Raw genomic sequence first — 22,296 nt, 5'->3', positions numbered from 1 at the left:
CCTTGGGGCGGCCCAGGCAGCGTGCCGATACGGGCTAGCCGGCGGCCGATTCCGGTGCTGGCGCCGGTGCCGTCAGCCGGTATCGCGCGAGCCGGTCATCGCTGTTCCAGCGCACCAGACCAGCCTTCTCCAGGACGCGGCCGGACGCCGGGTTCGACCGCTCCACGTCCGCGCAGACCGTGTGCACACCCGGGGCCGTGAAGGCGAACGCCACCATGGCGCGGGCGGCCTCGGAGGCATAGCCGCGGCCCCGCCGGGACGGCACGATGCCATAGCCGAACTCCAGCGACCCGTCGCGCGGCGGCCAGAACAGCCCGATGGCGCCGACCACCCGACCGCCGTCCCGTTCGAGGATCTGCCGCTGGCCGTACACGCCGCGGGCGTCGGGGTTCCCGGCGGTGAAACCGGCGATGACCCGGTCGCCGTCGGCGGGGAAGTCCGCCGCCCAGTGCGGCTGCGGCGCCCCGTCGAGCACGGCGGAGAGCTCACCGTCGGACCACGGCCGCAGCAGCAGCCGCGCGGTGAGCAGATCCGCACCGCTCGGCGAAAAGGCCGGATCCGGGGAGATCCGGGGGCCTTGGGCAGGCCGGGGATTCTGGGAATGCAGGGAATCCGGGGACCCCGGAGACCCCGGGGAAAGAAAGGAAGACACGCGTCACTCCTGGTCGTTCGTCGACGACCGGGCCGCGCTCAGGACATCGGGCGCTCAAGACATCGGCGCTCAGGACATCGGGCGCTCAGGCGTCCCGCTCAGGCGGCGGCCCGGACAAGGGCATGCTGATGAGGCGTCTGGCGGGCCATATTCATCAACCTCCCTCGTCCGGCAGTGATCGCGCTCCGGGCGCGCGCCGTCGCACCGTATCAACCGGCGGGCCGCCGCCCCCAGTTGTTTTCCGCGCGGGGGGGGGCCGCTGGGCCGGGACCGCGGGACGGGCACCGCCCCTCCGTGCACCGGTCCCGGGGCCGCCCGCCCCGGTCAGTACTGCGGCGGTCCGAACCCGCCCTGCGGGGGCGGCGGCGTACCGTGCGGCATCGGCGGGGCACCGGGCGGCGGCATCGGCGGACCGCTGACCGGGGGCACCGGGCCGACGGGCGGCTGCCAGACCGGCGGGGCCTGCGGGCCGGGCGGCGGGACGAAGCCGGGCGCGCCGAACTGCGGGGCCTGGGACGGCGGGTACCAGGCGGGGGCGACCGGCTCACCGCGGCCCATGACGGCCAGCAGGACCACCGATCCGACCAGGTCCAGCGCCAGCTGGAGTTGGTTGATGATGCTCATGCCCGGCACGGAGCCCGACAGCTCGAACAGGGTGCCGTTGAGGGCCATCCCGAGCACCGACAGCAGGGCACTGGGCAGCGTTACCACCGCCAGCCCGATGGCCAGCCCGCGGGCCGCGGGGCCCCGCATCAGGCTGCTGAGCGCGGCCGGCGCGGTCAGCGCGAGGAAGAGCAGGGCGGCCCAGCCGGAGGACAGGCCCAGCAGCGCGCCGAGGGCGCCCTTGCCGAGGTAGAACAGGGCGAAGTACTCACTGCCGCCCTCCACCAGCATGTAGCCCTGCCAGACCAGGTTGACCAGCACCATCGCGCCCAGCACCAGACCGGCCGCCACACCGGCCGTCCTGGCCGGGCGCATCGGCGGGTCGCTGGGATTCTGGCGCGGCCAGGAACGCATCCCGGCGAGCAGCACGATGCCCGCGATCAGGCACAGCGGGAACATCCCCAGGCTGCTGAGGAAGACACCGTCGAAGGTGTCGGTGTCCGTTTCGGCGTGCCGGAACCAGCGGTCGTCGCTGGTGTGGCTACCGACGCTGACCAGGGCCTGCAGCACGAAGCCGAAGGTCAGGGTGGTGGCGACGGCCAGCAGTCCGCCCGCCACCCGGTGCCCCGCGAACGCCGTGAATGCCGCCGCCAGCTGGACCAGGGCCAGCCCGAAGTGCAAGGAGTTGGTGACCTGGTTGGTGCCGCCGGAGTTCTGATACGTCCAGGATTCCCAGACCCCGTCGATGCCGAACTCGCTGAGGTCCACGACCAGCCAGGTGGCCGTGAAAAGGAAGAACAGCAGGCAGAACGCCCCGCCGGTGATGCGGGCGCCCTTGGCGAGCGCCATGGATCGGTGCATTTCGTCCCCCGGTTGTGTCAGTGCTCGGCGAGGGAGCACGGTAGCAACGCGCCGGTCCGCGGTCTCCGCCGGACCGGGTGCTCTTCACGGCCCCCGGCAGGGATGCCGCGGACTTTGCACGCAGCCCGGACATGCCGGACCCCCGGCCGGCGGGGTCCGGCCGGGGGTCCGTCAGGACGTCCTCCGTGGTTGACGTCCTCCGTGGTTGACGTCCTCAGTGGTTGACGTCCTCAGTGGTTGCTGGGGAAGCCCAGGTTGATGCCGCCGTCGGACGGGTCCGGCCAGCGGGTGGTGACGACCTTGCCGCGGGTGTAGAAGTGCACGCCGTCGTTGCCGTAGATGTGGTGGTCGCCGAAGAGCGAGTCCTTCCAGCCACCGAAGGAGTGGTAGCCGACCGGCACCGGGATCGGCACGTTCACGCCGACCATGCCGGCCTCGACCTCCATCTGGAAGCGGCGGGCCGCGCCGCCGTCGCGGGTGAAGATCGCGGTGCCGTTGCCCCACGGCGAGTTGTTCATCAGCGCGATGGCCTCGTCGTAGGTCTCGACGCGGACCACGGACAGCACCGGGCCGAAGATCTCGTCGCGGTAGGCGTCCGTCTCCGGCGTGACGTTGTCCAGGAGGGAGACACCGATCCAGTGCCCGTCCTCGTAGCCCTCGACGGTGTAGCCGGTGCCGTCGATGACGACATCGGCGCCCTGGGCCGCGGCGCCCGAGACGTACGAGGCGACCTTGTCGCGGTGGACCTTGGTGATCAGCGGGCCCATCTCGGAGGCCGGGTCGTCGCCGGGGCCGATCCGCAGATTGTCGGCGCGCTCCTTGATCTTGCCGATCAGCGGGTCGGCGGTCTCCCCCACGGCCACGACGACGGAGATCGCCATGCAGCGCTCACCGGCCGAGCCGTACGCGGCGTTGATCGCGGAGTCCGCGGCCAGGTCGAGGTCGGCGTCCGGGAGGACCAGCATGTGGTTCTTGGCGCCGCCCAGCGCCTGGACCCGCTTGCCGTTGGCGGTGCCGGTGGTGTGGATGTAACGGGCGATGGGGGTGGAGCCGACGAAGGAGACCGCGGCGATGTCCGGGTGCTCCAGAATGGCGTCGACGGCCACCTTGTCGCCGTTGACGACGTTCAGCACACCGTCGGGCAGCCCCGCCTCGGCGGCCAGCTCGGCCAGCTTGAACGCGGCGCTGGGTACCTTCTCGCTCGGCTTGAGGACGAAGGTGTTACCGCAGGCGATGGCGAGCGGGAACATCCACATCGGCACCATCGCCGGGAAGTTGAACGGCGTGATGCCGGCGACCACGCCGAGCGACTGGCGGATCGCCGCCACATCGACGCGGGTGGAGACCTGGGTGGACAGCTCGCCCTTGAGCTTCTCCGGGATGCCGCAGGCCAGCTCGACGATCTCCAGACCGCGGGCGACCTCGCCGAGCGCGTCGGAGTGCACCTTGCCGTGCTCGGCGGTGATCAGCTGCGCGATCTCCTCGCGGTGCGCGTCGAGCAGCTCGCGGTACTTGAACAGCACCGAGGTGCGCTTGGCCAGGGAGCTGGTGCCCCAGGTCCGGAAGGCTTCCTTGGCCGCGCGGACGGCCGCGTCGACCTCGTCGACCGAGGCGAAGGCGACCTGCTTGTCCTGGGCGCCGGTGGCCGGGTTGTAGACCGGGCCGAAGTTGCCGGAGACGCCCTCGACGGGCTTGCCGCCGATCCAGTGGCTGATGGTCTTCATGCGGGGGGCCTTTCTGGGCTGACGACTTCGGGCTGGGGTCAGAGGTGGCGGCGGCGCCCTGCGGCGTGCCGGTCGTACGCCTCGCGGGCGGCCACCGCCGCCGGACGTGTCGCGGTCTCGGCAACAGGGACATCCCACCAGGCCTGGGCCTCCGGTGCGCCCGGCACAGTGTCAGCCGTTTCGGTCTCGACATAGACACATGTGGGCCGGTTCGCGCCACGCGCCTCGGCGAGCGCCGCGCGCAGCTCACCGACTGTGGCCGCCCGCAGCACCTGCATACCGAGCGAGGCGGCGTTGGCCGCGAGATCGACGGGCAGCGGCGCACCGGTGTACGTGCCGTCCGCGGCGCGGAATCGGTAGTCGGTGCCGAACCGTTCGCCGCCGGTCTCCTGGGAGAGCCCGCCGATCGAGGCGTAGCCGTGGTTCTGGATCAGGACGATATTGATGTGGATGCCCTCCTGGACCGCGGTGACGATCTCGGTGGGGTTCATCAGATACGTACCGTCGCCGACCAGCGCCCACACCGGCCGGTCGGGGGCGGCCATCCGCACGCCGATCGCGGCGGGGATCTCATAGCCCATACAGGAGTAGCCGTATTCGAGGTGGTACTGCCTGCGGGACCGGGCGCGCCAGAGTTTGTGCAGGTCACCGGGGAGGGACCCGGCCGCGTTGATGACGATGTCGGTGTCGTCGACGATGGCGTCCAGCGCGCCGAGGACCTGGGTCTGCGAGGGCCGTACGGAGGCGTCCCCGGCGCCGAACGCGGCATCCACGCGGCGCTCCCAGGCCGCCTTCGCCGCTCCGTAGCCGGCCTCGTACGCCGCGTCGACGCGGTGTCCGGACAGCTCCTTGGTGAGCGCTTCGAGTCCGGCGCGGGCGTCGGCGACGAGGGAGGCGGCGCCGAGCTTGTGGGAGTCGAAGGGGGCGATGTTGAGGTTCAGGAAGCGCACGCCGGGCGCGGCGAAGAGGGTCGCGGAGGCGGTGGTGAAGTCGGTGTAGCGGGTGCCGACGCCGATGACCAGGTCGGCCTCGCGGGCCAGCGCGTCGGCGGTGGCGGTGCCGGTGTGGCCGATACCGCCGATGTCGGCGGGGTGGTCGTGGCGCAGCGAGCCCTTGCCGGCCTGGGTGGACGCGACCGGGATGCCGGTGGCGTCGGCGAAGGCGCACAGCGCATCCTCGGCCTCGGAGTGGTGCACCCCGCCGCCCGCGATCAGCAGCGGCCGGCGCGCGCCACGGATCGCGGATACGGCCTCCGCGAGGGCATCGGCGTCCGGAGCGGGCCGGGTGACGCGCCAGACCCGGTCGGCGAAGAACTCCTCCGGCCAGTCGTACGCCTCGGCCTGGACGTCCTGCGGCAGCGCGAGAGTGACGGCACCGGTGTCGACGGGGTCGGCGAGCACCCGCATGGCCTGGAGAGCGGCCGAGATCAGCGCTTCGGGCCGGGTGACACGGTCGAAGTAGCGGGAGACCGGGCGCAGCGCGTCATTGACCGACACGTCCCCCGCATGCGGGACTTCCAACTGCTGCAAGACGGGGTCTGCCGTCCGGCCGGCGAAGGTGTCTCCGGGCAGCAGCAGGACCGGGAGGCGGTTGACGGTGGCGAGCGCGGCACCGGTGACGAGGTTGGTGGCGCCGGGGCCGATGGAGGTGGTGACGGCCTGGGCGGAGAGCCGGTCACGCTGCCGGGCGTAGCCGACGGCGGCATGCACCATGGCCTGTTCGTTGCGGCCCTGGAGGTACGGGAGCACCGGGGGGCCGGGGGGTGCCCCCTGGTGGGACGCGGCACCGGATTCCAGCAGGGCCTGGCCGAGACCGGCGACATTGCCGTGGCCGAAGATGCCCCAGCAGGCGTTGATCAGGCGGTGCCGGCGGCCGTCCCGCTCGGTGTACTGGTGGGCGAGGAAGGCGACCAGGGCCTGCGCGACCGTGAGCCGGCGCGTCGTCGGAGCGTTCATCGGGCGTCTCCTGCGGGCGCTTCGTAGAGGGGGAGGCGGGGGTCGACGGGCTGCTCGGGCCAGGTCGAGCGGATCCAGCCGTGGTCGGGGTGATCGCAGATCAGCCACTCTCGCGTGGCGCCGGGACCGGCCATGACATTGAGGTAGTACATGGCGTGGCCGGGCGCGGCGATGGAGGGGCCGTGCCAGCCGTCGGGGATGAGGACGGCGTCACCGCTGCGGACCTCGGCCAGGACATCGGTGCCGCGGCCGTGCCCCGAGGGGGTCACACGCTGGTAGCCGACGCCGTCCGTGCCGTGTGCGGACTCGATCTCGAAGTAGTAGATCTCCTCCAGTTCGGACTCCTCACCTGGGCGGCACTCGTCGTGCTTGTGCGGCGGGTAGGAGGACCAGTTGCCGCCGGGGGTGAGCACCTCCACCGCGATGAGCCGGTCGCACGCGAAGGTGCCCGCCGCACCGAAGTTGTTGACCTGGCGGGAGCAGGTGCCGGAGCCGCGCAGCTCCACGGGGACGCCGGACGCGGCGCCGTAGCGGGCCGGCAGGCGGTTCTCGCAGCGGGCGCCGGTGAGCGCGAAGCGGCCGCCGGCCGCGGTGGCGATCTCGGCCTGGGCGTCGCGCGGTACGTAGGCGAAGTCGGTGACCCCGCTGAACACGCTCTCCCGGCCGGTCAGTTCGAAGGCCGCGCCGTCATCGGTGCGGACGGTGCAGCCGCCGGACAGCGGCAGCACGATCCATTCGCTGTCGCCGGTGGCGAAGGCGTGGTGGGCACCGGGCGGCAGGTCCAGGACGCGCAGCGAGGAGTAGTCCCAGCCGGCCCGCTTCGGGTCGATGTCCAGGGCGTACGGACCCGCTGCCGCGGCTCCGGCCCCCAGATGGAATTCAGTGCTCATATGTCGAGTCTCCTGCGGAAATCGCGGCGTTCACAGCAGGCCTACGGCGGTGTCCACGGCGGCCGCGACATCCCCGTCGGCCGGGTAGAGCAGGGAGCGGCCGACGACCAGGCCCTGCACGGTCGGCAGCCGCAGCGCCTTGCGCCACTTCTCGTAGGCGGCTTCCTGGTCCTGGACGGTGCTGCCGATGTCGCCGCCGAGCAGCACGGTCGGCAGGGTGGTGGTCTCGCAGACCCGGGCCATGGCGTCGGGGTCGTCGGTGACCGGCAGTTTGAGCCAGGTGTAGGCGGAGGTGCCGCCCAGTCCGGAGGCGATGGCCACCGAGCGGGTGACGGCCGCGGCGCTGAGGTCGTTGCGGACCGCGCCGTCCGCCCGGGAGGAGAGGAACGGCTCGACGAAGACGGGGAGCTGCCGCTCGGCCATCGCGTCGATGGCGCGGGCGGTGGCCTCCAGCGTGGTCAGCGAGCCGGGGTCGCGGTAGTCGATGCGCAGCAGCAGTTTGCCGGCGTCGAAGCGGAGCCGGGCGAGGTCCTCGGGGCGGTGGCCGGTGAACCGGTCGTCCATCTCGAAGGAGGCGCCGGCCAGGCCGCCGCGGTTCATGGAGCCCATCACGACCTTGCCGTCGAGGGCACCGATCAGCAGCAGGTCCTCAAGTATGTCGGCGGTGGCGAGCACCCCGTCCACGCCGGGCCGCGACAGCGCCAGGACCAGGCGTTCGAGCAGGTCGAAGCGGTTGGCCATGGCGAGCTGCCGGTCACCGACGGCAAGCGCGCCACGGGCCGGGTGGTCGGCGGCGACGATCATCAGCCGTCCGCTGTCGCCGAGGAGCGGGCGACGGGTGCGGCGGGCGGCGGCCTCCGCGACGGCTTCGGGGTGCCGGGCCCGCAGCGTCGCGAGGTCACTGATCCGAGGAGTCAAGGCTCAACTCACCTTCTTGAGTGCACAGGTGGAGGGGTGCGGCCACCGGGCGGGCCCGGCAAGGGGTCACCGGCCGGCGAGGAACGCGTCGACCTCGTCCGCCGTCGGCATCGCCGAGGAGCAGGCGAGGCGGGAGGCGACGATGGCGCCCGCGGCGTTGGCGTACCGCATCATCGGCGCCAGCTCCCAGCCGGCGAGCAGCCCATGGCACAGCGCCCCGCCGAAGGAGTCGCCGGCGCCCAGGCCGTTGACGACCTCGACGGGGGTGGGCGGGACCTCGGCGGTGCGGCCGTCACGGTGGACGGCGAGCACGCCCTTGGGGCCCTGTTTGATGACGGCGAGTTCGACGCCCATGTCCAGCAGCGCGCGGGCGCAGGCCTCGGGGTCACGCAGTCCGGTGGCGACCTCGGCCTCGTCGACATTGCCGACCGCGACGGTCGCGTGGCGCAGGGCGGCTTCGTAGTACGGGCGGGCGGTGGCCCTCGCCGCGGCGCCGGTCGCCCCGCCGTCCCCGGAGGCGCCGCCCTCGCCGCCCCAGAGCATCGGCCGCCAGTCGAGGTCGAAGACGGTGGGGCCCGCCTTGGCGCGGGCCTCCAGTGCGGCGAGGGTGGCGCCGCGGCTGGGCTCCTCGCAGAGTCCGGTGCCGGTGACCCAGAAGATCCGGGCGGCCGCGATGGCGTCCTGGTCGAGTTCTTCGGGGCGGATGACCAGGTCGGGGGCCTTGGGGCGGCGGTAGAAGTAGAGCGGGAAGTCGTCCGGCGGGAAGATCTCGCAGAAGGTGACCGGTGTCGGGTAGGCGTCGACGGCGGTCACCCAGCGGTCGTCCACGCCGAAGTCGCGGAGCGCCTGGTGGAGGTAGTCGCCGAACGGGTCGCGGCCGGTACGGCTGATGACCGCGCTGCGGCGGCCGAGCCGGGCGGCGGCCACCGCGACATTGGTGGCGGAGCCGCCGAGGAACTTCCCGAAGGTCTCGACCTGGGCCAGCGGCACACCGGTCTGCAGCGGGTAGATGTCGACTCCGATGCGGCCCATGGTGATCAGGTCGTACGGCTGGGTCATGTGCGCCCCTTCGGGTCGGCCGGCGCGGCGGGTTCGGCGGGTTCGGCTCCGAGGAAAGGTCTAACGGGGAGCGCCAGGCCCTGTCAACACTTTGTCCTTACATACTGACGTCAGGGAGAACATGAACGACCGACACGAGGGCAGCCGGAACGAACGCGCCCGCACACCCCGGGGGCGCGCCCGCCGGCACCCCAGGGGCGCGCCCGCCGGCAGCACACTCCCGGCACACGCCGAGCAACAAAGTCCTTAAGTCCTTATGTCAGGACGAAGTCTTGACACTCCCCGGGGCGGCAGAGAGGCTGTGCCCCACAACCCCACCCCAGCGCCTCCCGGTCACCGCCGACCGGCGAGAGGAGAGCCGCAGCATGCCCGTTCCCCATGCCGCCCAGCCCGTCCTGGACCGCATCCGCGTCGGTTCCGCCCCCGACTCGTGGGGAGTCTGGTTCCCCGACGACGACCAGCAGGTCCCCTGGCAGCGCTTCCTGGACGAGGTCACCGAGGCCGGGTACGAGTGGATCGAACTCGGCCCGTACGGCTACCTGCCCACCGACCCCGCCGTCCTGCGCGACGAGATCGCCCGCCGCAGCCTGCAGGTCTCGGCCGGCACGATCTTCACCTCGCTGCACCACGGCCCGTCCGTCTGGGACAAGACCTGGGCCCACGTCTCCGAGGTCGCCACCCTCACCCAGGCGATGGGCGCGGGGCACCTCGTCGTCATCCCGTCCTTCTGGCGCGACGACAAGACCGCCGAGGAGATCGAGCCGCGCGAGCTGACCGTGGAGCAGTGGAAGCATCTGACCACCGGCATGGAGCGGCTGGGCAAGCGGGTACGGGACGAGTTCGGGCTGGACATCGTCGTCCACCCGCACGCGGACACCCATATCGACACCGAGGAGCACGTCGAGCGGTTCCTGCACGCCACCAACTCCGACCTGGTCAACCTCTGCCTGGACACCGGCCACTACGCCTACTGCGGCGGCGACAGCGTCAAGCTGATCCGCACCTACGGTGAGCGGATCGGCTACCTCCACCTCAAGCAGGCCGACCCGGACATCCTCAGCGAGGTCGTCGCCAAGGGCACGCCGTTCGGCCCCGCCGTCAAGCAGGGCGTGATGTGTGAACCGCCGCTCGGCGTACCGGCGCTGCCGCCCGTCCTGGAGGCCGCCCAGGAACTGAATGTCGACCTCTTCGCCATCGTCGAGCAGGACATGTACCCCTGCCCGCCCGACCAGCCCTTCCCCATCGCCGAGCGAACCCGCCGCTTCCTGCGCTCCTGCGGCGCATGAGCCGCACGCGCCTCATGCGGGTGCAGTGATGGCGGTCAGGGCCTACACGTACATATCCCGTGCGTGCACCGTCCCGTACGTGCACCGTCCCGTACGTGCACCGTCCCGTACGCGACGTACGCATACGTCCCGTGCGCGTATGCCCGGCACCCGCGCATCCCGTACGCGCCCGCCTCGCGACGCCTCCTCCTCATACCCCGGCAACGATTACGGAGAGTAGTCGGTTCCCAGGGTATCTCACACTCCGTAGCATGTAAGGACTCGTGGACAACATGACTTTGCACGAAACGCTGGGCGTGGCGGTCATCGGCACCGGCCGGATGGGCGCCGACCACGTACGCCGGATCAACGAGGTGATCAGTGGCGCCCGGGTGGCGGCGGTGGTCGACATCGACGCGGCGCGGGTCAAGCACCTCGCCGACGGCATCGAAGGGTGCACCCCCTACACCGACCCGGCAGCCGCCATGGACGACCCCGGGGTGGACGCCGTACTGATCGCCTCGCCGGGACCCGCGCACGAGGCGGCGCTGCTGGACGCCTTCGCACGGAATCTGCCCGTGCTGTGCGAGAAGCCGCTGACACCGGACGCCGCCTCCGCGCTGCGGGTGCTGGAGGCCGAGCAGGCGCTGGGGCACCGCCGGGTCCAGGTCGGTTTCATGCGCCGCTACGACGCCGACTACCGCACCCTCAAGTCCCTTCTGGACCAGGGCACTTACGGCCGTCCGCTGATGCTGCACAACAAGCACCGCAACGCCGGCAGCACGCCCGGCTTCACCAACGCGATGATGATCAATGACTCGGTGGTCCATGAGATCGATGTGACGCGCTGGCTGCTGGAGGAGGAGATCACCGCGGTGCGGGTGCTGCGCCCGGCCCCCACCGGCAACGCCCCGGAGGGCCTCAGCGACCCCCAGCTGATCCTCTTCGAGACCGCGGGCGGCCAGGTCGTGGACACCGAAATCTTCGTCAACTGCGGCTTCGGATACCAGGTCAGCTGTGAGGCGGTCTGCGAGGGCGGCACGGCCAGGATCGGTGACGACCACGGGGTGTTCAGCAACACCGCGGGCCGGTGGGGTGGGGCGATCACCCCGGGTTTCGTGGAGCGCTTCGAGGAGGCCTACGACCGGCAGGTGCAGCGCTGGGTGAACGCCACCCGGCGCGGCGAGGTCGAGGGCCCCAGCTGCTGGGACGGCTATGCCGCGGCCGCGGTGTGCGAGGCGGGTGTGCGCGCCCAGACGACCGGCGAGCGGGTGGCGGTCGACCTGATCGAACGGCCCGCGCTGTACGGGTGAGGCACCGCTGACGTCGCGCCTCGCCGACGCCGGGGCGCGGCGGCCCGCCGCCAAGGCGCGCCCCGGCGCCGACGCCCGCCGTACCCGTCGCCGATGCACGCCGCACTCGTCGCCGACGCACGCCGTACCCGTCACGGAATCACGCCGTACCCGCCCCGGTGCGCCGCCCGCCCCCGGGCCGCGCCCGCGCCCCCTGGTCCACCGAAAGGCCCCGCACCATGTACGTCACCCCCGACGCCACCCCGCCCCTCCACCTCCTTGTCCACCTGTCCCTCCACCCGCCCGTGCACCTGCCTGTCCACCTGTCCGTCCGCATGCCCCCACACCAACGTCCCGTTCCGGGCGCCGGGTTGCCCGGCCGGGCGGAGTTGACCGGCCGGGCGGACCGGAGCTGATGATGGCGGCCCCGACCGGCCAGATGGCGGCCGCCGGCCCGCGCGAGAGCGCGCCGGCCCGCCACGCCAGGCGCTTCATCGTCGGCATCGCTGCCATCGCCGCCCTCGGCGGCGCCCTCTTCGGCTACGACACCGGAGTGATCTCCGGCGCGCTCCCGTTCATGGAGGGCCACTTCGGCCTCACCTCCCTGGGCGAGGGCATCATCACCAGCGCGCTGCTGATCGGCGCGGCCTTCGGCTCACTGATCGGCGGCCGGATGTCGGATGCGCTGGGCCGGCGTAACTCCCTGCTGTGGGCGGGCGCCGTGTTCATCGGCGGTGCGCTGGCCGTCGCGCTCTCCCCCGACGTCCCGTTCATGACGGTGGCGCGCTTCGTCCTCGGCCTCGCCGTCGGCAGCGCCTCGGTCATCACCCCGCTCTATCTCTCCGAGATCGCGCCCCCGCACATCCGCGGCCGTCTGGTCTCCTTCAACTCGCTGATGATCGTCAGCGGCCAGTTGCTCGCCTACCTCATCAATGCCTTCCTGGCACAGTGGGCGGCCTGGCGCTGGATGCTGGGCCTGGCGGCGCTGCCCGCCGTGGCGCTGTTCATCGGGCTGTTCTTCCTGCCCGACACCCCGCGCTGGTACATCAGCAAGGGGCGGCAGGACGAGGCGGCCCGGGTGCTGCGCCGTACGCTGCCCGCCGAGGACGTGCCCGCCGAGCTGGCCCGGATCGATCACGCCCGCAGTCTGGAGGCCGATGCCCGGCACGGCGGCCGGCCGCAGCTGCGCACGCCCTGGGTACGGCGGCTGTTGCTGGTCGGTATCGGTCTGGCGGCCGTCCAGCAGATCACCGGCGTGAACGCCGTGGTGTACTTCGCGCCCAAGATCCTGGCGTCGACCGGTCTGGGCACCGGTGCCTCGATCACCGCCACCATCGCGGTCGGTGTGGTCTCGGTGGCCGCCACCGCGGTCGGGATGTCCCTGATCGACCGGGTCGGCCGGCGGCCCCTGCTGCTCACCGGCCTGGCCGGGATGACCGTCTCGCTCGCCCTGCTCGGCGCCTCCTTCCACCTTCCGCACTCCCCCGCCGTCAGCGCCCTGGTCCTGGGCCTGATGGTCCTCTACATGGCCTTCATGCAGGGCACTCTCAATACGGGGGTCTGGCTGCTGCTGGCCGAGATGTTCCCGCTGAAGGTCCGCGGACTGGCCATGGGCGCCGCGGTGTTCATGATGTGGCTGGTCAACTTCGCGGTTGCGCTGGTGTTTCCGCTGCTGCTGGACGCGGTCGGTGCCGGCACCACCTTCTGGTTCTTCGGCGCGATGTGTGTGCTGTCCCTGGTGTTCTGCAAGCGGTACGCGCCGGAGACGAAGGGGCTGGCGCTGGAGGATCTGGAGGACGAGCTGCGGAAGGCGGCCGGCGCCGCACCGGCCGCGTCCTGACGGGGAGTCGGCGGGAACCACGGACCGCGTTCCCGGCGTCACAGCGGGTGGAATCACATCCAACGGGGGAAACGGTGGAATTCGTGAAAACCAACGCACTCAGCCGAACCGTTCTGCGCACGGCCGTCCTGACCGCGACCGCGGGGCTGCTGACCGCGGGCCTGCTCACCGGTCCTGCGGCCGCCGACAGTCCGGCGGGCGGGCGGGCCGACACACTGGCCGCCTGCGCCTACTACAACGGCAACGCCCTCACCGTCTACGGTCAGCGCGGCAACCGCGTCTCGCAGGTGCAGTGCCTGCTGGCGAACCGCCGCTATCTCCCCTGGGGAGATGTGACCGGCTACTTCGGCCCCAAGACCCGGGCCGCGGTGAAGAAATTCCAGTCCCGGCACCATCTGACCGCTGACGGCAAGGTCGGCAAGAAGACCTGGTACGCGCTGTACCACGCCTGATCCGCGCCCGCACCACGCCTGATCGGCATCCCCACCACGCCTGATCCGCGTCCGCACCACGCCTGATCGGCGTCCGATCGTCGACGGCACCCCTGTGGCGGGCCGGTTCCCCAGCCGGGGACCGGCCCGCCACACGGCTGTGCGCCCGCGGCGCCATGCCCGCGCCGAACGGCCCGCGCCGAACGGCCCGCCCCGCTCCGGACCGTCCCGCCCCCGTCACAGCCGTCCGCCCCGCGTCACAGCTGTCACCGTTACGCGCGCCTTACGTCACAGCCGTTCAACAGCCCCTCCCCGATGGTTACTCGGTGTCGTTGTCCAGGCACAGGGTGAGTGATCACCAGGCCGTACGCAGCCCCCTGCCGGCTCTCCGGGCCGACCCTGCGTACGGCACTCAGGAGGTGGCAGAGATGACGGAACGCAAGCTCTGGTCGTACAAGGAGATCGCCGCGCACATCCAGGTACAGCCGGACACCGTGCGCTCCTACCGCAAGCACGGGTTGCTGCCCGAACCGGATCTGGTGGAGGGCGGGAAACCGTACTGGTTCGCGGACACGGTCAGAAGGTGGGTGGCGCAGCGGCCGGGCCAACGCGGCCGGCGCTGAGAGCCACCGGACCGGCCCCCGGGCTCCGGCGCCGCAGGCGGCGGAGGGGCCCGGGTGGCATCGCCCGCCGGGCGTTCCCGGCCACTACGGGAGCGGTCCGGCCCCGGGTTCGTCGGGCCGCGGTGGTGCCGTCGAACCCCTGATCTCCAGTTGCGGGGCCACGAGTTGCTGCCCGGCCGGGGCGTCCGGTCGTGCCATGCGGTCCAGGAGGCAGCGCGCCGCACGGCGGCCGACCTCGTGGCTGGCGTTGTTCACCGAGTTCAGCCAGAGGTGGCGGATGCGGGCGAGGTAGGTGTTGTCGTAGCCGACGAGGGAGAGGTCGGCGGGCATGCGCAGGCCCAGCTCCTGGGCCGCGGACAGCGCACCGACACCGGAGATGTCGTTGAACGCGAAGACGGCGGTGGGGCGTTGGGCGGCCGGACGCCGGGCATCGGGGTGTGGGGCGGCGGACGGCGGGGTGAGGAGCCGGACGGCGGCGCGGTAGCCGCCTTCCTCGGTCCCGTCGCCGCTCGCCACGACGGCATTCGCGGCCAGGCCGTGGGCGCGCATCGCGGCCTCGAAGCCGCGCCGGCGCAGCTCGCCGACCAGGCCCTGTCCGGCGATATGGGCAATCCGCCGGTGGCCGAGGCCGATGAGGTGCTCGGTGGCGAGCCGGGCGCCGCGCTCGTCGTCGTTGACGACGAGGTCGACGTGCGGCAGCCGGGGCTCGTGGTTGCCCGCGATGACGGTCGGCAGCCGCTCGGCGACCCCGGCGAGGCCGTCGGTGTCCGGGAGGGTGCCGACGACGACGAGGCCGTCGACCCGCAGCTCCTGGAAGGTGCGGGCGAAGTCCTGGCCGGCCCGTCGGTCCAGCCGCCCGTCGGCCATCAGCATCCGCAGTCCGTGCGCCTGCAGCAGCGAGTCCAGCCCGTCGAGCACCTCGACGAACCAGGGGTTGCGCATATCGTTCAGCAGCACCCCGACGGTGTGCGTACGGCGGGCCACCAGGCTGCGGGCGGCGGCGTTCGGCCGGTACCCGAGCTCCTCGATGGCGTCCAGTACGGCCTGCCGCTTGGTGTCGCTGACCCGTGGGGAGCCCTGCAGCACCAGCGAGACCAGTGATTTGGAGACGCCCGCGCGCTCGGCGACACCGCGGATCGTCGGTGGCCGGCCCGCGCCCGGCCGCGAGCCGGTCCGGCCGTCCGTCCGCCCGTCGGCTCGCTTGTTGGACCGTTCCATGGACGGAAATCCTTCCATCGGGACAGGTCGGCGTCAATGCGCAACCTTTCACCCTTGCAGGGTGGTTGACATGCGGACATCAGGACATGCAGGGTGCGGGTACCCGCGGCCGTTGGACCGTTCCAATCCCTCTCCCCCTCGTCCACGCCTCCGCCGCTCCTCCCTCCCTCCCCCTCCCTGTCCGTGCCCCTCCCCTCCCCTCCCCTCCCCTCCCCCGGAAAGGAACCGAGGCATGAAGATCGGTCTGATCGGCACCGGGCGCATCGGCGCGTTCCACGCCACCACCCTCCGGAGCATCCCCGGCGTCACCGACCTCGTCGTCGCGGACCTGGATCCCGCACGGGCCGCCGCGCTGGCGGACACCCTTGGCGTACGCGCCGCCGCGGGCATCGAGGAGATGTACGCGGACGGCCTGGACGGTGTGGTGATCACCGCCGCGACCAGCGCCCACGCCACGCTGATCCACCAGGCCCTGGACGCCGGGGTGCCGGTGTTCTGCGAGAAGCCGGTCGCCCTGGACGTACCCGGGACGGTCGGGGTCGTCGAGCGGGCGCAGGCCGGCACCGTGCCCGTACAGATCGGTTTCCAGCGCCGCTTCGACGCGGGCTACCGCGCCGCCCGCGAGGCACTGCGCTCCGGTGCCCTGGGCCGGCTGCACACCCTGCGGGCCTGCACCGGCGACCGGACGCCGCCGCCCGCCGGCTACATCCCCACCTCCGGCGGGCTGTTCCGGGACTGCAGCATCCATGACTTCGACATCCTGCGCTGGCTCACCGGCCGCGAGGTGGTCTCGGTCTACGCGCAGGGCACCAATCGCGGGGCATCCTTCTTCGCGGACGGTGACGATGTCGACACCTGCGCGGCGCTGCTGCGCTTCGACGACGACACCCTGGCCACCGTCACGGCGACCCGCTACAACGGCGCGGGCCATGACGTCCGGCTGGAGGTGTGCGGCTCCGAGGGTGCCCGCTTCGTCGGGCTGGACGACCGGGCGCCGCTGCCGTCCGCCGAGAGGCAGCTGTCGTGGCGGCGGGCGGCCGAGCCGTACGCCACGTTCATGGAGCGCTTCCACGACGCCTACGTCACCGAGCTGGGCGTCTTCACCGAGGTCGCGTCGGGCCGTACGGCGAACCCCTGTTCACCGGCGGAGGCGCTGGAGGCGCTCTATGTCGCCGAGGCGTGCGAGCGCTCGCGCCGCACCGGTCAGCCGGTGGCCGTCGCGGACGTCCGGGCCTCGGCCGGGGGTGCAGCCGGGGGTGCAGCCGGGGGTGCAGCCGGGGGTGCAGCCGGGGGTGCGGGTCCGGGCGCGTGAGGGCGCCCGGGGCCGGCGCCGGTAGCCACCACCCATCACCCCGTCACCCCGTCACGTCGCCGCCACGGAGGAGGCCCGGCCGCCGGGATCCTCGCCGTCTCCTTTGCGGGGGCCGCCGCTCTCGCCCTCGCCGCCGCCCTCCGACGGGTCGCGCAGGGCGCGGCGGCGGGCGGCCCATTGGATGGCGGCGCCCACTGTGGCGACCGCGCAGGAGACGCCGAAGCCGATGGCGGCGGCGGGGAACGGGCGGTCGGTGGTGGCGCTGCCGAGGTAGCCGAGGCCGACGGAGTAGGTCGCCCAGGTGACTTCGGCGATGCCGGCGCCGAGGGCGTACTTGCGCAGCGGGTAGCGCAGCACACCGGAGGCCAGCGCGCCGGCGATCCGCCCGCTGGGCAGGAAGCGTACGGCGATCACGAACGGCAGGCCGTAGCGCTGGATCCGGCCGGAGGTCCACTCCAGCAGGGCCCGGCGGCGGGGTTTGCGTCGCATCCAGTCCCGTACGGGGCCGCCGAACCGCCGCGCGGCCAGGTACATCAGCAGGTCCCCGAGCAGGGCGCTGCCGGCGACGGTCAGGAGGATCAGCGGGAGGAACAGCTCCCCCCGGGAGGCGAGCACGCCGACGGAGACGAGCAGGGCGGAGTTGGGGACCAGCGGCGGCAGGGTGGTGAGCACCAGCAGGCCGTAGAGGGCGAGTACGTCCATACGGCCGCCTCCTCGGATCCGCCCCGAGCCCGTATCCCAAGGCTGACGCGTGGTGGGGCGCGCGGCAACGTGGTGGGGGTGTGCATGGCTTGGATTGATACCCCCTAGGGGTATACAGTGCGTAGAGTCGGGGACACCGGCGGTCGCCTGAGCCCCGCGTGGCACGCTGCGGCACTCCGGCACTTGCACCACACGGAACACATCGGCACCACAAGGAGAGTCCCCCATGGCTGAGAACAGCTCCTGCTGCACCCCGGAAGGCTCCTGCCACTCCGGCGGCACCGACGTCCAGGTCGGCGCGGTGACCACCACCTACAAGGTCACCGGCATGACCTGCAGCCACTGCGAGGGTGCGGTGTCGGCCGAGATCGGCGAGATCGCCGGGGTCAGCTCGGTGCAGGCGGTGGCGGCCACCGGCCTGGTGACCGTCACGTCCCAGACCCCGCTGGACGAGGACGCCGTCCGCGCTGCCGTCGACGAGGCCGGCTACGAGCTGGTGGGGCAGGCGGCCTGACCCCGGCGCCCGGCCCTCTCGCACAGGCGCAGGTCGCGCTCGCCATCGGCGGGATGACCTGCGCCTGTGCGCCGCGTGCCTCCCGTGCGCCGCGTACGTCCCGTGCGCCGCGTGCGTCAAGAAGAAGCTCAACCGCATGGACGGCGTGGCGGTCACGGCCAATGGCCCGGGACGGCCGGGCGCGCGGGGTGCCGGCGTTCGCCGATGCGCTGCCGCCGGCCGCGGCCGGACCGCTCAACCCGATGACCGTGGGTGCCGCGATGGCCTTCTCATCGGCCTTCGTGGTCACGAACAGTCTGCGGCTTCGAGATTTCACATAGCTCTTACAACTGACACAACACCCATACCAGAGGGCCTCGATCTCCAGATCGAGGCCCTTGACCGCATTCGCCCCCATATGGCAAGAGACCCAGATCACACTCATGGGAACGTAACCATTGAGGGGGGTCGTGAGTCTAACCGGGCAGTGCAGGCACCCCGGCGGGGCTTGCACTGCAACAGCCGTGCTGATCTTGGGGATCGCGCCCGGCTACGCGTGGCCGGGGCGACGTGCCCGGGGAGCTTTGAGCGGCCCTCCCGAACGTGCGCGTCCCGGCAGATCGCGGTGCACCCGAAACGCCCGGACGGATCCCGTGGGGGGAATCCAACCGGGACACGGGAAGCGCCCCGCGCTCTGGACCCGTGGGGGGATCCGGAGGCGGGGCGCTTTCTTCTGCTCAGCAGCTGCCCTCGATGGAGGGCGGCGGTCAGCGCTCCTCGACCGGCACGAAGTCGCGCTCGATGACACCGGTGTAGATCTGCCGCGGACGGCCGATGCGGGAACCGGGCTCCTTGATCATCTCGTGCCACTGGGCGATCCAGCCGGGCAGCCGGCCGAGCGCGAAGAGCACGGTGAACATCTCGGTCGGGAAGCCCATGGCCCGGTAGATCAGGCCGGTGTAGAAGTCGACGTTCGGGTAGAGCTTGCGCTCGGTGAAGTAGTCGTCGGAGAGCGCGTGCTCCTCCAGCTTCAGGGCGATGTCCAGCAGCTCGTCGGACTTGCCGAGCGCGGAGAGGACATCGTGCGCCGCCGCCTTGATGATCTTCGCCCGGGGGTCGAAGTTCTTGTAGACGCGGTGCCCGAAGCCCATGAGCTTCACGCCGTCTTCCTTGTTCTTCACCTTGCGGATGAAGGAGTCGACGTCGCCGCCGTCGCGCTGGATGCCCTCCAGCATCTCCAGCACGGACTGGTTGGCGCCGCCGTGCAGGGGGCCCCACAGGGCGTTGATACCGGCCGAGATCGAGGCGAAGAGGTTCGCCTGCGAGGAGCCGACCAGGCGGACCGTGGAGGTGGAGCAGTTCTGCTCGTGGTCCGCGTGCAGGATCAGCAGCTTGTCCAGGGCGCTGACCACGACCGGGTCGAGGTCGTAGTCCGCGGCCGGCACCGAGAAGGTCATACGGAGGAAGTTCTCGACGTACCCGAGGTCGTTGCTCGGGTAGACGACCGGGTGACCGACCGACTTCTTGAAGGCGTAGGCCGCGATCGTCGGGAGCTTGGCCAGCAGCCGGATCGTGGAGATGTGGCGCTGCTGCTCGTCGAACGGGTTGTGGCTGTCCTGGTAGAAGGTCGACAGCGCGCTGACAACCGAGGACAGCATCGCCATCGGGTGGGCATCCCGGGGGAAGCCGTCGTAGAAGCGCTTGACGTCCTCGTGGAGCAGGGTATGGAAGGTGATGTCCTGCTTGAAGTTCGCCAGCTCATCGACGGTGGGCAGCTCACCGTGAATAAGGAGGTACGCGGTCTCGACGAACGTGCTGCGCTCTGCGAGCTGCTCGATCGGGTAGCCGCGGTAACGAAGAATCCCGTTCTCACCGTCGAGATAGGTGATCGCGGATTTATACGCCGCGGTGTTGCCGTAACCGGAGTCCAGGGTCACCAGACCGGTCTGGGCGCGCAGCTTCGAGATATCGAAGCCCTTGTCGCCGACGGTGCTCTCGACGACCGGGTAGCTGTATTCGCCGTCCCCGTAACGCAGTACTACAGAGTTGTCGCTCACGTCATCCCTCACCGACGTTGTGCCTCTTCTTCGAGGTGCCCTGACTGCCTATACCTTCCCCCATTTGGGCCTTGGATGTGCACTCGGGGTCGGCCATAGGGCCTGTCCGCGGCACTCAGTGCCGCCTGAGCGCCCATCCTGCCCCTCTTCGCCCCGAATGGGAAAGAGGGGTGACATCACATCGCACCGGCGAGCCGGTGATCGAGTGCCGTACACCGCCGACCGGCGGATACCGTGCGGACGGCCTGTCCCAGGGCTTTCCGGGAGCCGACCAGCACCACCAAGCGCTTTGCCCGGGTCACGGCGGTATACAGCAGATTGCGCTGCAGCATCATCCAGGCACTGGTGGTGACCGGAATCACCACCGCTGGATACTCACTACCCTGCGAGCGATGGATCGTCACCGCATAGGCGTGGGCGAGTTCATCGAGTTCGTCGAAGTCGTAGGGAACCTCCTCGTCCTCGTCCGTGCGCACGGTCAGCCGCTGCTCGTCGCAGTCCAGTGCGGTGACCACGCCGACCGTGCCGTTGAAGACGCCGTTACGGCCCTTTTCATAATTGTTCCTGATCTGGGTGACCTTGTCGCCGACACGGAAGACCCGGCCGCCGAAGCGGCGCTCGGGAAGATCGGGGCGGGCGGGGGTGACGGCCTGCTGGAGCAGGCCGTTCAGGGCGCCCGCACCGGCCGGGCCGCGGTGCATCGGGGTGAGCACCTGGACGTCCCGGCGCGGGTCAAGACCGAACTTCGCCGGGATGCGGCGGGCCACGACGTCCACCACCAGCCGCCCGGTCTCTTCGGTGTCCTCCTCGGCGAACAGGAAGAAGTCCGTCATTCCGGACGTCAGGGGCGGGGCGCCGGAGTTGATGCGGTGGGCATTGGTGACCACTCCGGACTGCTGGGCCTGGCGGAAGATCCGGGTCAGCCGGACCGCCGGCACCGGGCCGGGTCCGGCGAGCAGATCGCGCAGCACCTCGCCCGCGCCCACCGACGGCAGCTGGTCGACATCCCCGACCAGCAGCAGATGGGCGCCCGGCGGCACCGCCTTGACCAGCTTGTTGGCGAGCAGCAGATCCAGCATCGACGCCTCGTCGACGACCACCAGATCGGCGTCCAGCGGCCGGTCCGCGTCATAGGCGGCGTCCCCGCCCGGCTTGAGCTCCAGGAGGCGGTGGACCGTGGAGGCCTCCGCACCGGTCAGCTCCGAGAGCCGCTTGGCCGCCCGGCCCGTGGGCGCCGCCAGCACGACCGTGGCCTTCTTGGCGCGGGCCAGCTCGACGACGGACCGGACCGTGAAGGACTTACCGCAGCCCGGACCGCCGGTGAGCACCGCGACCTTCTGCGTCAGCGCCAGCCGCACCGCCTGCTGCTGCTCGGGGGCCAGCTCGGCGCCCGTACGCCGCGCCAGCCACGCCAGCGCCTTGTCCCAGTCGACGTCCCGGAACGCCGGCATCCGGTCCTCGTCCGTACGCAGCAGCCGGGTCAGCCGGCCGGCCAGGGAGATCTCGGCGCGATGGAACGGCACCAGATAGACGGCGGTGACCGGCGGTGCACCGTCCGCACCGCCCGGTACCTGCTCGCGGACCACGCCCTCCGGGTCGGCGGCCAGCTCGCCCAGGCAGTCGATGACCAGACCGGTGTCCACCTGGAGCAACTTCACCGCGTCGGCGATCAGTTGCTCCTCGGGCAGGAAGCAGTGGCCCTGGTCCGTGGACTGCGACAGGGCGTACTGCAGGCCGGCCTTGACCCGGTCGGGGCTGTCGTGCGGAATGCCCACGGACTGGGCGATACGGTCCGCGGTCAGGAAGCCGATGCCCCAGACGTCGGCGGCCAGGCGGTAGGGCTCGTTGCGGGTGACGGAGATGGCGGCGTCGCCGTACTTCTTGTAGATCCGCACCGCGATGGAGGTGGACACCCCGACGCCCTGGAGGAAGACCATGACCTCCTTGATGGCCTTCTGCTCCTCCCACGCCGCACCGATCAGCTTCGTCCGCTTGGGGCCCAGGCCCGGTACCTCGACGAGGCGGGCGGGCTCGCCCTCGATGATGTCGAGGGTGTCCGTGCCGAAGTGCTCGACGATGCGGTCGGCGATCCGGGGGCCGATGCCCTTGATGAGTCCGGAGCCCAGATAGCGGCGGATGCCCTGGATCGTGGCGGGCAGGACGGTGGTGTAGTTCTCGACCGTGAACTGCTTGCCGTACTGCGGGTGGGAGCCCCAGCGGCCCTCCATGCGCAGCGACTCCCCCGGCTGCGCCCCGAGCAGCGCGCCGACGACGGTCAGCAGATCGCCCGAGCCGCGGCCCGTGTCGACCCGCGCGACCGTATAGCCGTTCTCCTCATTGGCGTAGGTGATCCGCTCCAGGACCCCTTCGACCACGGCTGCGTTGACCATGCACCGACCGT

At 71.4% G+C, this 22,296-nt stretch carries 18 protein-coding genes; 7 read left to right on the top strand and 11 right to left on the bottom strand.

The features are described 5' to 3' along the window. Positions 1–34: 34 nt before the first annotated feature. The 7 genes from AB0C46_RS31030 to iolC form a co-directional block, all read right to left on the bottom strand. Complete coding sequence (locus AB0C46_RS31030) at positions 35–568, bottom strand: GNAT family N-acetyltransferase (RefSeq protein ID WP_362831917.1); 534 nt, start codon at positions 566–568, stop codon at positions 35–37. Between the two features lie 408 nt (positions 569–976). Continuing rightward, complete coding sequence (locus AB0C46_RS31025) at positions 977–2,116, bottom strand: hypothetical protein (RefSeq protein WP_362831891.1); 1,140 nt, start codon at positions 2,114–2,116, stop codon at positions 977–979. Between the two features lie 230 nt (positions 2,117–2,346). Beyond that, on the bottom strand, positions 2,347–3,840 hold the full coding sequence (locus tag AB0C46_RS31020; RefSeq protein ID WP_362831890.1) for a CoA-acylating methylmalonate-semialdehyde dehydrogenase: 1,494 nt from the start codon (positions 3,838–3,840) through the stop codon (positions 2,347–2,349). 38 nt (positions 3,841–3,878) lie between these two features. Continuing rightward, positions 3,879–5,795, bottom strand: coding sequence for a 3D-(3,5/4)-trihydroxycyclohexane-1,2-dione acylhydrolase (decyclizing) (iolD, locus tag AB0C46_RS31015; RefSeq protein ID WP_362831888.1), 1,917 nt, complete (start codon positions 5,793–5,795; stop codon positions 3,879–3,881). Continuing rightward, positions 5,792–6,685 carry a 5-deoxy-glucuronate isomerase gene (gene iolB / locus AB0C46_RS31010; RefSeq protein WP_362831887.1) on the bottom strand — a complete coding sequence of 298 codons (894 nt, stop codon included), beginning with the start codon at positions 6,683–6,685 and terminating at the stop codon, positions 5,792–5,794. The genes iolD and iolB overlap by 4 nt, the downstream gene beginning before the upstream one ends. Positions 6,686–6,715: 30 nt before the next feature. Next, complete coding sequence (locus tag AB0C46_RS31005) at positions 6,716–7,603, bottom strand: deoxyribose-phosphate aldolase (RefSeq protein ID WP_362831886.1); 888 nt, start codon at positions 7,601–7,603, stop codon at positions 6,716–6,718. Between the two features lie 66 nt (positions 7,604–7,669). Then, a complete protein-coding gene (gene iolC, locus AB0C46_RS31000; RefSeq protein WP_362831884.1) occupies positions 7,670–8,662 on the bottom strand; it encodes a 5-dehydro-2-deoxygluconokinase in 993 nt (330 codons plus the stop codon). Positions 8,663–9,027: 365 nt separating this feature from the next. Between iolC and AB0C46_RS30995 the strand changes: the two genes are divergently transcribed. The 5 genes from AB0C46_RS30995 to AB0C46_RS30975 all read left to right on the top strand — a co-directional run bounded on the left by AB0C46_RS30995 (position 9,028) and on the right by AB0C46_RS30975 (position 14,113). Continuing rightward, the gene (locus AB0C46_RS30995) at positions 9,028–9,948 is read left to right on the top strand and encodes a sugar phosphate isomerase/epimerase (protein WP_362831882.1); all 921 of its coding nucleotides are present in this window, start codon (positions 9,028–9,030) and stop codon (positions 9,946–9,948) included. A 272-nt stretch (positions 9,949–10,220) separates the two neighbouring features. Further along, a complete protein-coding gene (locus AB0C46_RS30990) occupies positions 10,221–11,240 on the top strand; it encodes a Gfo/Idh/MocA family oxidoreductase (protein WP_362831880.1) in 1,020 nt (339 codons plus the stop codon). A gap of 397 nt (positions 11,241–11,637) precedes the next feature. Then, the gene (locus AB0C46_RS30985; RefSeq protein ID WP_362831916.1) at positions 11,638–13,059 is read left to right on the top strand and encodes a sugar porter family MFS transporter; all 1,422 of its coding nucleotides are present in this window, start codon (positions 11,638–11,640) and stop codon (positions 13,057–13,059) included. Positions 13,060–13,142: 83 nt separating this feature from the next. Continuing rightward, positions 13,143–13,511, top strand: coding sequence for a peptidoglycan-binding domain-containing protein (locus AB0C46_RS30980; protein WP_362831879.1), 369 nt, complete (start codon positions 13,143–13,145; stop codon positions 13,509–13,511). 407 nt (positions 13,512–13,918) lie between these two features. Continuing rightward, positions 13,919–14,113, top strand: coding sequence for a MerR family transcriptional regulator (locus AB0C46_RS30975; protein ID WP_362831877.1), 195 nt, complete (start codon positions 13,919–13,921; stop codon positions 14,111–14,113). An 84-nt stretch (positions 14,114–14,197) separates the two neighbouring features. Here AB0C46_RS30975 and AB0C46_RS30970 read toward each other — a convergent pair whose 3' ends face one another. Continuing rightward, positions 14,198–15,331 carry a LacI family DNA-binding transcriptional regulator gene (locus AB0C46_RS30970; protein ID WP_362831876.1) on the bottom strand — a complete coding sequence of 378 codons (1,134 nt, stop codon included), beginning with the start codon at positions 15,329–15,331 and terminating at the stop codon, positions 14,198–14,200. 232 nt (positions 15,332–15,563) lie between these two features. Here AB0C46_RS30970 and AB0C46_RS30965 point away from each other — a divergent pair, with 232 nt between their 5' ends. Then, the gene (locus tag AB0C46_RS30965; RefSeq protein ID WP_362831874.1) at positions 15,564–16,643 is read left to right on the top strand and encodes a Gfo/Idh/MocA family oxidoreductase; all 1,080 of its coding nucleotides are present in this window, start codon (positions 15,564–15,566) and stop codon (positions 16,641–16,643) included. Between the two features lie 51 nt (positions 16,644–16,694). Here AB0C46_RS30965 and AB0C46_RS30960 read toward each other — a convergent pair whose 3' ends face one another. Beyond that, positions 16,695–17,345, bottom strand: coding sequence for a DedA family protein (locus tag AB0C46_RS30960; RefSeq protein ID WP_362831873.1), 651 nt, complete (start codon positions 17,343–17,345; stop codon positions 16,695–16,697). Positions 17,346–17,571: 226 nt separating this feature from the next. On the opposite strand from AB0C46_RS30960, the gene AB0C46_RS30955 reads away from it, so the two are divergent. After that, positions 17,572–17,859, top strand: a complete 288-nt coding sequence (locus tag AB0C46_RS30955; RefSeq protein ID WP_362831872.1) for a heavy-metal-associated domain-containing protein — start codon at positions 17,572–17,574, stop codon at positions 17,857–17,859. 746 nt (positions 17,860–18,605) lie between these two features. On the opposite strand, the gene AB0C46_RS30950 is transcribed toward AB0C46_RS30955, so the two are convergent. Together AB0C46_RS30950 and AB0C46_RS30945 are read right to left on the bottom strand one after the other, a co-directional pair. After that, positions 18,606–19,895, bottom strand: a complete 1,290-nt coding sequence (locus AB0C46_RS30950) for a citrate synthase (protein WP_362831871.1) — start codon at positions 19,893–19,895, stop codon at positions 18,606–18,608. Positions 19,896–20,071: 176 nt separating this feature from the next. Next, positions 20,072–22,285: an ATP-dependent RecD-like DNA helicase gene (locus tag AB0C46_RS30945; protein WP_362831869.1), complete on the bottom strand. Its 2,214-nt coding sequence runs from the start codon at positions 22,283–22,285 to the stop codon at positions 20,072–20,074. Positions 22,286–22,296 lie beyond the last annotated feature (11 nt).

Origin of the sequence: Streptomyces sp. NPDC048637 (assembly GCF_040650675.1) — a bacterium.
Lineage (GTDB): Bacteria > Actinomycetota > Actinomycetes > Streptomycetales > Streptomycetaceae > Streptomyces.
This window is presented reverse-complemented; position numbering and strand designations above follow the sequence as displayed.